This window comes from Flavobacterium pygoscelis, from assembly GCF_023162025.1.
Lineage (GTDB): Bacteria > Bacteroidota > Bacteroidia > Flavobacteriales > Flavobacteriaceae > Flavobacterium > Flavobacterium pygoscelis.
In genome coordinates, this window is record NZ_JALNUB010000006.1 from 48,178 (window position 1) to 61,492 (window position 13,315).

The 13,315-nt window shown below is 30.5% G+C and carries 8 protein-coding genes; 3 read left to right on the plus strand and 5 right to left on the minus strand.

The features are described from left to right. Positions 1–111: 111 nt before the first annotated feature. The 3 genes from MW871_RS10875 to MW871_RS10885 form a co-directional block, all read right to left on the minus strand. The gene (locus MW871_RS10875) at positions 112–3,507 is read right to left on the minus strand and encodes a PIN domain-containing protein (RefSeq protein WP_248428526.1); all 3,396 of its coding nucleotides are present in this window, start codon (positions 3,505–3,507) and stop codon (positions 112–114) included. Beyond that, on the minus strand, positions 3,497–3,883 hold the full coding sequence (locus tag MW871_RS10880; protein WP_248428527.1) for a hypothetical protein: 387 nt from the start codon (positions 3,881–3,883) through the stop codon (positions 3,497–3,499). Before MW871_RS10880 ends, MW871_RS10875 begins: the two co-directional genes overlap by 11 nt. A gap of 199 nt (positions 3,884–4,082) precedes the next feature. Then, positions 4,083–4,589 (minus strand): phosphatase domain-containing protein, encoded by a 507-nt coding sequence (locus tag MW871_RS10885; protein WP_248428528.1) that lies wholly within the window; start codon positions 4,587–4,589, stop codon positions 4,083–4,085. A 93-nt stretch (positions 4,590–4,682) separates the two neighbouring features. Here MW871_RS10885 and MW871_RS10890 point away from each other — a divergent pair, with 93 nt between their 5' ends. Both MW871_RS10890 and MW871_RS10895 read left to right on the plus strand, forming a co-directional pair. Next, positions 4,683–5,297 carry an HD domain-containing protein gene (locus MW871_RS10890; protein WP_248428529.1) on the plus strand — a complete coding sequence of 205 codons (615 nt, stop codon included), beginning with the start codon at positions 4,683–4,685 and terminating at the stop codon, positions 5,295–5,297. A gap of 117 nt (positions 5,298–5,414) precedes the next feature. Continuing rightward, on the plus strand, positions 5,415–6,428 hold the full coding sequence (locus tag MW871_RS10895; protein ID WP_248428530.1) for a helix-turn-helix transcriptional regulator: 1,014 nt from the start codon (positions 5,415–5,417) through the stop codon (positions 6,426–6,428). 128 nt (positions 6,429–6,556) lie between these two features. Here MW871_RS10895 and MW871_RS10900 read toward each other — a convergent pair whose 3' ends face one another. Beyond that, on the minus strand, positions 6,557–8,125 hold the full coding sequence (locus MW871_RS10900) for a GMC oxidoreductase (protein WP_248428531.1): 1,569 nt from the start codon (positions 8,123–8,125) through the stop codon (positions 6,557–6,559). Positions 8,126–9,324: 1,199 nt separating this feature from the next. Then, positions 9,325–10,248 carry a ketopantoate reductase family protein gene (locus MW871_RS10905; RefSeq protein WP_248428532.1) on the minus strand — a complete coding sequence of 308 codons (924 nt, stop codon included), beginning with the start codon at positions 10,246–10,248 and terminating at the stop codon, positions 9,325–9,327. A gap of 149 nt (positions 10,249–10,397) precedes the next feature. On the opposite strand from MW871_RS10905, the gene uvrA reads away from it, so the two are divergent. Then, complete coding sequence (gene uvrA, locus MW871_RS10910; protein WP_248428533.1) at positions 10,398–13,229, plus strand: excinuclease ABC subunit UvrA; 2,832 nt, start codon at positions 10,398–10,400, stop codon at positions 13,227–13,229. Positions 13,230–13,315 lie beyond the last annotated feature (86 nt).

Consider the following 13,315-nt stretch of genomic DNA (forward strand, 5'->3'; position numbering starts at 1 on the left):
AGTTTGCGGTAAATATACAATTATTAACCGCATAATTTGCGGCTAATATGGCATTATTTACCGCAATATGTTACAAAATTGATTTGTTGGTACGATCGGTGATTCATGTTTTTAGTTATTAATCACGGATTTAAGCACCTTTACCAACTCATCATATAAATTGCCCATAAGTCTAAAATCTTCAAATAACTTTTGATTAAATGATTTAAATATATCTTTAGGCATACCATAAATTGCCCTTACTATTATATTATAAGCGAAATTGTTTTTCTGCTCTATAGTTAAAACTTGCATAACATACAATTCTTTTAAAAATTTGCTAAGCATTATAATAATTTGTGAATTACCATGAATTGTAAACTGTAAATTTTCAAGACATATATTATAAAAATTCTGACCATTACTTAAATTTTGATAGAATTCGTTTTTTAAAGTTTCTAAATTAATATCTATTCCTATATAACTAGACTTCAATAAAAATCTATAGAACTCGGTATCACACTTTTCAGGATAAAATGCTAATAAATATTTTTCTGGATTTATGATATTTCCAACTGTATTTCCTCTTTTAGAGAATAGGAAAAGAGTAGAATCACTAGTTATAAGCTGAAAATTTTGCCTGTCAGATATGCAAAAATTATCAATCAATAATTTCATAAAATTATCAAGTTTTTCTTTGTTGCCAAATTTCGGAAGTAAATCTAATTTTTCAGGAACTAAATCAATTATACAGTTTTTTTCTATCCAGTCAAGTAGTAATTGTAAAAATTCAATTCTTTTCTGATTATAATCTTCCGGAGTATCATACCGTCTAATAAACTGGTTTGTAACTTGAATAGTCATTTGAGAGGATGGTGAGTTTGCCAATTCAATAATTTCTCGATTTATTTCATTCCTTAATAAATATGAAACTGTATATTTATGTTTAAATTCAAAACCAAGTTCTTTTTCTAAAAAATAAAACAGGATTAGCGTACTAAAGTCTAGTGCATAAGTAATTTTTTCATTATCATGAAAAACTTGTTTTGTCAAACCTGATGGAATTGTTGTAAATTTATTTCCAACGAAACCAGTCAAATGTAAGTATGTGTCAATATAATTTTCACGGAAAACAATTCTTGCAACCTCTGAAAAACCCATGCGATAATTAAAATAATCATCCAATGCTTTTTCTTTAATTTCTTTTTCTTTGGTTCCAATATCACCAAAATGTGATTTAAAAAAAGTTTCAAAATCTTTCATATCTGTTGGCATCTGAAGCGATTCAAATCCTAGTTCATTTACAGGATTATTTGCCTCTTCTTGAATCATTCTGAATAAATGCCATGCATCATTAATAATTTCAACTATTTGAATTGAAATTATTTTCCCCGACATTCTAGTTATTGAAGTAAAACTCTCGCCTACTTTTCGTCCAATCAACTCTTTTTGCAAGCCAGTTTCTCGATCAACTTTTAGATACACTTTTTTATCAGAAACTAAATAAGTAACCCAACATCCTATTTCTACTTCATCAAAACTAATAAAAAAATTATGATCTTTTAAAAACAATGAACTAGCAAAATAATTTTTACGTGCTATAGTATTACTAGGATTAGATGCGAGTTGATACAAAATATCAAATCCCATTTTTGCGTTTACGTTATTACGCATAAGGACAATGGCTACAGTAACGCCAAATCGTTCATCTTCGATTTTCCAATTAATTTTATCCGACACTTCCTTTATTCTTCCTTTATTATTGGTTCTTTCAAGAACATTCAAATAAAGAAGAATGTACTGTTCATTGTCTGGGAAATTCCCGTATAAATATCCATCAATATCCTCAAGATTTTCTAAATCATTAATTTCGGTATAAAGATTATGTTCAAATTCTAGCAATTTAATATCCGGGTATTTAGAATGCAATCGCCAAAACTTTAGTAAGTCCAACACTTCGGCATACCTACCTTTCTCTTCGCAGTTTTTATCACAAAGTTGTTCATGTAGAAGTATTATAAAAAAACGAAGTGATTCACTAACATCTGATTTATTAACATATTGCTCTAAAAATTGAATTGCTTCGTTTCGTCTTCCTATTGAATTTAAATTCTCTACTATTAAATTCTTCCAATTTATATCAAAATCTTTGTAAATCATTAAGGCTTTAAGTCTTTCAGAAATTACATTATCATTTTCTTTTAAATATCTTACTCTAATTGTTAACTCAAATAAATCTTTTAATTCTCTACTTTTAAATTCCTTTTCTAAGATTTTTATTAATTGTTCTGATAAAACATTTTTATCTACTCGCTTAAAAAGAATATTTAAAAATGCTTGCAAAATATTAATTCCATTTCTTTCTTCAATTATTTCGAAAGATTTTAAATAATCGTTGAATACATCAAAAACCTCCCTATTTTTTCCATTTAAATCATATAAAGCAGACTTAAACAGATAAAATTCACTAGATAAAACATCTGCTGATTGTTCATATTCAGTTACGAATTCTAAAGATTTTTCATACTCTTTTTTATGATTTAATATTTGGCAAAAGCTAAAAGTATAAAACCAAAATGGCTTAGGTGTATTGGAAAAATCTACTAATATACCTTGATAATAAACATCTTCATTTGTCAATAAATACCCAAAATAATTATAGTAAAATTTTTGATGAGATGTCGAATCTTTAATTTCAGTGTCACTCAACTTCGTGACATATAATTTCATTAAATTGAATACTTTTTCTATTAGTAGGTTATCCTCTAAAATAAAATATTCTCCAGCAATGTATTTCAGAGGATATTCATTGAATGCTTTATTAATAGATAAATCAATAACTACCCTCCAAGATTCAAGATTACCAAAAGTAACTTCTTTATATTTCTCAAAGTCAATATCTAAAACTAAATCATACTTTGACAACTCCTCTAAAAAATTTAAACTCTGAGTTGATATTATATGAGAAATGATACTTAACTGAAAATTATAATCTTCAAAAACAAATTTAGGAATGATTTTTAAAAAAGATTTTATATCAGTTGATAAAATAGCCTTAACATACCAAGCAGATATATTATACTCATCAATTTGTATAATTTCTTCTGCTTTACTTAATGCCTTTTTTTTATCATTTAAATTCAAATATTCGACACAAGCTCTATCTCTGAAATTATTTTCATTTAGATTTAAATTTGATGCTTTGATAAAATCTTGTGCTGAATCTTCTTTTTTATATTCATCTAGTTCACGTTTACACAAACCTTTTAGAAACAAAATCTTACTTAGAATTATATTTTTATCATTTAATTCAATTTCAACAACTCTTTTTTCTAAACTATTTAATAATCCTAATGCTGTATTGGGTTTAAATGAATTAATTAATTCTTCAATATTTTTTAGTTGTTCTTTAAAATCAGAAAGTAAATAATTCAAGCCATTAATAACATTCGTGATATAAGTATCCCCTAATTGAACTGAGCCTCCTCCACTTTCAATACTTCCAAAATTAGTATTATTAATTTCCATAATTATCTCCTAATTGAATATTTCCACCGCCACTATTTATTGTTCCTGTATTAACATTTTTATTATTTGAAATAGTATTTTCTATATTAGGTAATTTCTCATTCAACTCTTTTAAATAAGTTGCAAATTCTGGATTATCTTCAATTGAATTTTCAATAAAAGCTTTTGCAATGTTTTGTTTTTCTATGCTTTCAGGATTTTCTTGAAGTTCAAATAATGCTTTCTTTGGTTTACCATCTTTAAAAAATAAAGATTTAATCCATCCAATAGTACCTTCTGATATACTTTCAAATCCTTTTTCAGTAAACTTTTCAATACCCTTTTTTCCTAATTCAATTAAAAAAGGTGTAATTATTGCCATTGTAATTGGTTCCATAATATTTTTATTTTTAAGATTTAATTATTCCTTAACCAGTTAGGATTTATCCTCTCAAATTAACAAATAATAAACCACAAACTCACAAAACCATTTGCGAATCTGCGATTAAAATCCAACTGTTTTCCCGACTTAAACTACTGCGCCTTATTTTTGCTGCACAAAAAGGATTTGAACCTTCATCATTTGTTTTTTTTATTTAAAAATCTCCATAATAAACCTGAAAACAAGGTAATTTTAAATCCTTGCGCCACATGTCTACTACTTGATTTCTATCGTCTAAAACAAATTCTACAAAGTAATTTTCTTTAATAAAGGAATTGTAAATTTCAGTTTTGATGATGGAATCTTTTCTATTGTCCTTTGATTTTCGCATGATTAAATCATCAAATACAATTGTATGTTTTTCAAGAAAACGAAGTGTTGGTTCTTTAAATCGATCTTCTCTTCCTGAAACAAGCAAAATCGCATAACCTAGCTTTTTGTAGTTTCTCAATACATTTGCCACTGGTTCATTTAGCAAATCTTCATCAGACTTGCTAGCATCAAATGGATTTCTGCCATTCATCAAACACAATGTTCCGTCTAAGTCGCAGATAATTGCTTTGGGTAATTCTGGGTTTTGGGTACAATATTGTGGTTCGTCTTTGTGTAAGAGATTGAATTTCTTTTTGGCGCTTTTCGTTTTTACAACTTCATTATTCATGGTTTCTATTTTTGATGATACAAATTTTTTGCACAAGTACGCAACTATTTTGCGTAGTAAAATGTATTTTGTATTTTTGGTTAAATCTTATATGTGAACCTATCTCAAATATACTCGGAATTACTCTTGAAAAACGGCTTCAATCCTACTAATGTAAAGACCTTATGGCTTGATTTAGAAAAAGCCTATTCTAGTAAATCAAGACACTATCATAATTTGACACATTTAGAAGAAATGATTGAATTATTTGAACAGTATAAAAATAAGCTTCAAAATCCCGATGAAGTGTTGTTTAGTATTTTCTATCACGACTCTATTTATAAAGCTACGCGAAAAGATAATGAACTAAAAAGTGCTGAATATACTCTGAAAGTTTTAGCTACCAATGAATTACTTGATAAACAATTGATTTTTGATATGATTTGTGCGACACAACTTCATCAACACAATGCAATTGAAGACATTAATTGGTTGATTGATTTTGATTTAAAAATCCTTGCTAAAGATTGGGAAGCTTATCAAATATATTGTAACCAAATTAGAAAAGAATATCGCATTTATCCTGATTTTCTATACAATCCTGGCCGAAAAAAAGCTTTGGAACATTTCTTAGAAAATGAGTTTATTTTTCAGACAGAAGAATTCAGAGAATTATTTGAAGAAAAGGCAAGAGTTAATATTAAAAGAGAAATTATCTCATTAACGTGAATTGCGTGAGGGATGGAAACGGCATCCTTTTTTGGTCTCGTTTTTTTTACGAGACCAAAAAAGATACAGTGTACAGCCCGTTCGCCGCGGCGAACACGCCCAAAAAATTAAACAACTATGGCTCAAAATAAAAACGCACTTATTCGATATAAAACTATTGACAAATGTTTGCAAAATTCCTATAGAACTTGGACTTTAGAGGATTTGATGAACGCTTGCTCGGATGCATTGTATGAATATGAAGGAAAGGAAAATCCGGTTAGTAAGCGAACGGTTCAGCTCGATATTCAGTTAATGCGAAGTGAAAAATTAGGTTACAATGCGCCAATTGTGGTGTATGACAAGAAGTTTTACAAATATGATGATGACGAATTTTCGATTACGGATATTCCGCTGACGGAAACGGATATGAATGTTTTGACAGAGACAGTTTCGATGTTAAAGCAGTTTAAGGATTTCTCTTTGTTTAAAGATGTTTCGGATATTTTACAGCGGTTGGAAGACAAAATTTATTCTGAAAAGTCAAATACGCAACCGGTAATTCATTTGGATAAAAACGAAAATTTGAAGGGTTTGCATTTTTTGGAAGAAATCTATCAGGCAATTATAAAAAAAGTGGTTTTAGTGATTACTTACAAATCCTTTAAATCTGCAGAAGAAAAAACGTTTAATTTTCATCCTTTTATTTTGAAGGAATTTAATAATCGTTGGTTTTTGGTAGGGAAAAGAAAGGGAAGTCAACCCATTACCAATTTAGCATTAGACCGAATTATTTCGATTGACTACGATTTGAGTTTGCCTTACTTAAAAGAAAACTTCAATCCTGATTTATTTTATAAAAATGTAGTTGGCGTGACCGTAAATACTGGTTTACAACCCAGACGCATCGAACTCTGGATTGATGGAAGTAATGCGAAGTATGTTACTACAAAACCTTTACACAATTCGCAAAGGCTCATTAAACAAAATGAAGATGGAAGTATCATTATTCATTTATATGTCATTCAAAATTACGAATTAGATCGCATTTTATTAGGTTTTGGTGATAGTCTGGAAGTGCTTCGTCCTGAATATTTACGTGAACGAGTTAAATCAATTTTCTTAAATGGATTATCTCGTTATCAAGTTTGATACTAGAATAATAACTTTTGACAGGAAAACAGATTACTTTTTAAGCTTTTAGTCAATCTTGTACTTAATTTGTGAGTTAGTAACTCGATATAGCTTTGATTTTTCCAATTAATTCAAGTATTCTCTAACTATTTTAACTTATCCCCTATTTGCGCCATCGCTCTTTCCGCTATTGCAGTAATCGACAATGAAGGATTTACTCCAGGATTTGCTGATATCATTGCTCCATCTATTACATACATATTTTTATATCCAAAGACTTCGTTGTTTTTATTAATTACGCCTTGAGAACTATCTTTTCCCATTACTGCTCCTCCTAAAACATGGGCTGTAGATGGAATTCCTGCAAAAGATTCTAATACAAATGAAGTAGGAACACCGTTTACAATTTTACCATATTTTTTAGTCAATTCGATCGATTCTGGAATGTAAGCACTTGGCTTTACTCCTTTTCCAACGGAAGAAGCCATTCCGCCAAAAAAATTAGTTTTAAATTTCAAAGTACTATCAATAGATTGCATGAATAACAAAACGACAGTACTTTTGGACCAACTGTTTGTAAAATAGATTTTGAAATAACGCACCGGAAATTTCAATAATTGCTGTAACATATTAAATAAACGAGCCGGTGTATTTTTCCCAATAGCGAGTGGTAAATGCAATAGTTTCCAGAATCCAGAACCTTCTGAATAACGAACAATTTCAAGATGGCTATTATCATCCGTATGAAGCAAACTTCCTATAGCAACACCTTTAGACATATTTTTACTATGGTCTAAACTAGAAACACTTATTAGTGTTTCGTTATTCGTTCTTATATCTTCCCCCAGCTTATCAGACAGCAAAGGCAGTGATTTTGGTTTTAGTTTAAGCAGTAATTTTACCGTTCCCAAAACACCTCCTGAGAAAATAACGCTTGTTGCAGTTAACTCTTTTTTAGATTTAAAATAATGCGTACTCGATTTTAAAAATACTTTATAACCTGTAGCGCCTTCATTCCCATCAATAGGTAAAACATCATAAACTTCATGTTCCGCTAGAATTTTGGCACCTAAATTTTGTGCTAAATAAAGGTAATTTTTATCTAGTGTGTTTTTGGCATCATAACGGCAACCCGTCATACATCCTCCGCAAAAATTACAACCAGCTCTTTCTGGACCTTTACCATCAAAATAAGGATCAATCACTTTTTCTCCTGCTTTACCAAAAAAAACGGCTACTTCAGGATTTTCAAACTGATCTTCTCTTCCCAATTCTATTGATAATTCTTTAAGTCCTTTATCGCCATCAAATAATTTTGGATTTCTAGCCGCACCAAGCATGGTTAGTGCCGTTTTATAAAAGGGTTTAAGTTCATTTTCCCAATCTGCTAATTCGCTCCAACTGCCCGATTTATAAAAAGAGGTTTTAGGAACAGGCAAAGTATTGGCATATACCAAAGATCCGCCTCCTACTCCAGTGCCAGAAATAATGACAATGTGTCTAAAAACACTCATTTTCATGATTCCAAAAAAATTAAGCGCTGGCATCCACAACCATTTACGGAGGTTCCAATTGGTTTTAGCAAAATCATTGGCTTTATACCATTTCCCTTTTTCGATCACTAAAACTTTATATCCTTTTTCAGAAAGTCGTAAAGCACTAACAGAACCTCCAAAGCCACTTCCAATTATAATATAGTCGTAATCTTTTTGCATTTTTATTTAATTATACGCGAAAAATAAGGAATTAATTTGAATAATATGCACGCATAACAAAAATGATTTTCTAAATATTAACTTTAAAATAAAACAGAGTAAACCTAAAGTCTAGTTCTTATAATTTATTTTAGGAAAATAGTCTTAACGCTAAATTTCATAGCAATATTTAACACTATTTATTTATTGAAAAAATGGTATTGGATACATCGTCTTGGCGTTTGGCGAGGTTAGGGACTTTAAAGCAGAGTATTTTCTGCCGAAACGATGATATGATAAAAAAAGCTAATTCCGCTAAAACCCCAATCTCGCTAAACGGCTGTTATGCGTTAGGCTTTTTTACCTTGTCTCTTTTAAGTAATCCATAATAATTGTTAATTTTCGTTTTTTTACTGAATTATTTAGAAATTGTTGATGATTTGAAATTATAAATTCTTCTATTTCTAATCGACCAAAATAAACTTCTATAAAAGAAACATATATTTCTTCCGCAAAAAAGCTATCAAGTTTAGTTTCAATGTCTAAATCATATTTTTTACTTGATTTTATTCCATTAAACCTCAAAAAGCCTATCTATTTTCTAAAAGAATGATTTACAGTTCTATTTATTTCGTCCATTCACTTTTTAAGTTTCCACCTTCTCCAATGTATAGTATTTTATTCCCTTTTTCAAAAAAAGTATAAACACCTGGAGCATTAGGTATTTTATTTTCTCTCAATTCTTTACTTTTCTGAAACTTTATCTATTCTGCTCTTAAAAAGTTTTCTTGGGCTAAATGAAAATCTTCAAGTATTTCTGTTGACGCTATATTAAAATTCATAAGTATATTTTTATTCAAAAAAAAAAAATGCCATTCCATGGATATTCTGATCCTCTCCAAATTGTCATTTTTAGTGTAAATAATATTGGAATTAAAATCAATAAAATAATCATTAATATCGGAAAATTTATTTTTTCTGTATAATTTAAATAAAACACATAGCCGAAAACAATTTGTAAAATAATAATCAAAATTAAATAAAATAAATCACCAAGACCTTGTCCAAAAACTGCTTTTCCACAAAAAATCAGTATTAGTATTGAAATTGTCCAAATCAAATATAAAACATTGCATAAATTCAAAATTCGTTTCATATTTCCTTCAGTTTTTAATTTGTAAGATTTTTTTAAGCTTACCGCTATCTATCTATTAAAGCAATTATAAATTAGATAATTTATCAAAAACCATTTGATAGGTTGGTGTTTCAATTTCGTACTTTAATGATTCGGTAACGACAAAACCAGTCAATGAATCTAATTCTGTTTTATTACCCGCTAAAAAATCTCTGTGCATTGAAGAAGTGGCACTATGAGGTGATTTTTCAAGTTTAAGAATACTTTGCATTACACTATCTTCAGGCAAATTCAACCCTTTTACAGCAGCAAGCATCGTAATTTCATTTAATAGAGAAACATAAAGTGCTCTACTAGTTTGATTTGCTAAAATTTCTCCAATATTCTGATTTAGATAAGAGGTTGCTGAAGCTAAAGCGGAAATGAAAATAAATTTTTCCCACACTGTTTCCTCGATATTATCTACTAGATAACTCTCGATACCCGCACTTTTAAAAATAGTTTGTAATTTATTTAAGGTTGCTATTGAGGCCATAGTAGAACCAAAAAACAACTTTTCATAAGTTCCTATTTTCTTTATAATTCCAGGCGAAACAATCATCGAAACGATGTAAACACAGCCTTGCAACACTTCATTATCAGGAAATAAAGTACTAATGCGTTCTGGAGCATCAACTCCATTATACAAAGGAAGAATAACCGTTTTTTTAGTAATACATTTACTGATAGATACAAGACTTTCCTCTATATCATAGGTTTTTGTAGCACAAATAAGAAAATCAAGTTTCCCTATAAACTGAGGGTCATTTGATACTAAAAATGGAAAAACAATAAATTCATCCGTATCCGTTATAATTTTTAATCCATTATTAGCGATTTCTTTTTGAGTTTCTCCCCTTGCGATAAACACTATTTCAACAGAATCTGACTGATAAAATTCTTTGGCTAACAATCCTCCAAAATAACCGCCTACTCCACCCATTCCTAAAATTCCGATTCTTGTTTTCATAATTGTATACTGCTTCTCTTTCTAAAAAATGATTATTAATCTGTTTTTCAAAAGTACACAATCTTTAACATAAACTTCTAAAGTGTTCTATTGAAAGAATAAATCAAAATGGTAACTTTGCTACCGACCATTCGGAATTTACAAAAAATATGTTAGACAAAGACAATACCATTGAAGTTCAAGGCGCTCGCGTTCACAATCTCAAAAATATAGATGTTTCCATTCCCCGTGAAAAACTAGTAGTTATCACTGGACTTTCAGGCTCTGGAAAATCCTCACTTGCTTTCGACACCATATATGCCGAAGGGCAGCGTCGTTATGTAGAAACTTTTTCTGCTTATGCAAGGCAATTTCTAGGCGGGTTAGAACGTCCTGATGTGGATAAAATTGACGGACTTTCCCCAGTAATTGCTATTGAGCAAAAAACGACTAGTAAAAGTCCTCGATCTACTGTGGGAACCATTACTGAAATATATGATTTCTTGCGTTTGCTTTATGCTCGTGGAGCTGATGCTTATAGTTATAACACTGGAGAAAAAATGGTTTCCTATTCTGATGAACAAATTAAAGATTTGATTATTCAGGACTTTGCTGGAAAACGAATCAATATTTTGGCGCCTGTTATTCGTGCTAGAAAAGGACATTACGCAGAACTTTTTCAACAAATAGCCAAACAAGGTTTCCTTAAAGTACGTGTCAATAATGATATTCTTGATATTACTTTAGGAATGAAATTAGACCGTTACAAAACACATGATATCGAAATTGTAGTAGATAGAATGGTTATTGATGAAAGCCCTGAGAATGAAAAAAGATTATCAGAAAGTATTAATACTGCCATGCATCATGGTGAAAATGTATTAATGGTTCTTGACCAAGATTCTAATGAAGTGCGCTATTTTAGTAGAAATTTAATGTGTCCTACTACTGGAATATCTTATCAAAACCCAGAACCTAATTTATTTTCTTTCAACTCACCTAAAGGCGCTTGCGATCATTGCAACGGATTGGGAACAGTGAATGAAATTAATAGTAAAAAGATTGTTCCAAATCCAAAATTGACTATTAAAGCCGGTGGATTTGCTCCTTTGGGAGAATATAAAAGTTCTTGGATTTTTAAGCAATTAGAAATCATTGGAGAAAAATATGGTTTTAAATTAACGGATGCCATCGAAAAAATTCCAGCGGAAGCAATGGAAATGATTTTGAATGGTGGAAAAGAAAAATTCACAGTTAATTCTAAAGATTTAGGAGTGGCTCGTGACTATAAAATTGATTTTGAAGGAATATCTAATTTCATTAAAAATCAATACGAAGAAAGTGGATCCACTACTATTAAAAGATGGGCTAAGGAATTTATGGACGAAGTTAACTGTCCTGTTTGTGATGGTTCTCGTTTGAAAAAAGAGGCATTATTCTTTAAAATAAACGAAAAAAACATAGCCGAATTGTGCGATATGGACATTTCGGATTTAACGGCTTGGTTTCATGATTTAAATACTCATTTATCTGATAAACAAAAGCGTATCGCTACTGAGGTAATTAAAGAGATTAAGGACCGATTGAACTTCTTGATGAATGTAGGCTTGGATTATTTGGCTTTAAGCCGAAGTTCAAAATCTCTTTCGGGTGGGGAAGCGCAACGTATTAGATTAGCAACTCAAATTGGTTCGCAGTTGGTTGGTGTTTTGTATATTCTTGACGAGCCTAGTATTGGTTTGCACCAGAGAGATAACGAAAAACTAATTCATTCTCTAGAACAATTGAGAGATATTGGTAACTCAGTTATTGTGGTAGAACACGATAAAGACATGATTGAACGTGCTGATTATGTCATAGATATTGGACCAAAAGCAGGAAAATATGGTGGTGAAATCATCAGCAAAGGAACACCTGCAGAAATCTTGAAACACCATACTATTACAGCAATGTACATGAATGGCGAAATGAAAATTGAGGTTCCTAAAAAGCGTCGGGAAGGAAACGGAAAGTTCCTAAAATTAACTGGTGCAACAGGAAATAACTTAAAAAATGTTTCGATAGAGTTGCCTTTAGGGAAAATGATTTGTGTTACTGGAGTTTCTGGAAGTGGAAAATCTACTCTGATTAATGAGACGCTTTATCCTATTTTGAACGCCTATTATTTTAATGGTGTCAAAAAACCAAAACCGTATAAAAAGATTGATGGATTAGAACATATCGATAAAGTAATTGATATTGATCAAAGCCCAATTGGTAGAACTCCACGCTCGAATCCTGCGACGTATACCGAAGTTTTTACAGAAATTAGAAATCTGTTTACTATGACTTCAGAAAGTATGATTCGGGGTTATAAAGCAGGTCGTTTTAGTTTTAATGTAAAAGGAGGACGTTGCGAAACCTGTGAAGGTTCTGGAGTTCGAACAATAGAAATGAACTTTTTACCAGATGTGTATGTTGAATGTGAAACTTGCCAAGGAAAACGTTTTAATAGAGAAACATTGGAGATTCGATACAAAGGAAAATCCATTTCTGATGTGTTGAATATGACGGTAGATGAAGCGGTTCCGTTTTTTGAATTGATTCCGAAGATTTACAGAAAAGTAAAAACGATTCAGGATGTTGGTTTAGGCTACATTACATTGGGACAACAAAGCACAACACTTTCTGGTGGAGAAGCGCAACGCATCAAACTAGCGGGAGAATTATCTAAAAAAGATACTGGAAATACATTTTATATTCTCGATGAACCCACAACAGGTTTGCATTTTGAAGATATCAGAGTATTAATGGAGGTGATTAATAAACTAGTCGATAAAGGAAATACCATTTTGATTATCGAACATAATATGGATGTGATAAAACTAGCAGATTACATCATCGACATTGGTCCTGAAGGTGGGAAAGGCGGAGGCCAACTTATCGCCAAAGGAACTCCAGAAGAAGTCGCAAAAAATAAAAAGAGTTATACAGCACAATTCTTAAAAAAGGAATTGGCTTAAATTTCCTCAACAATTTTGTTTAATAAGTAAACTATCAAGTAAATTAAACAAAATAAAAGTAATCCATAAGTACCAAATCGGTTTTA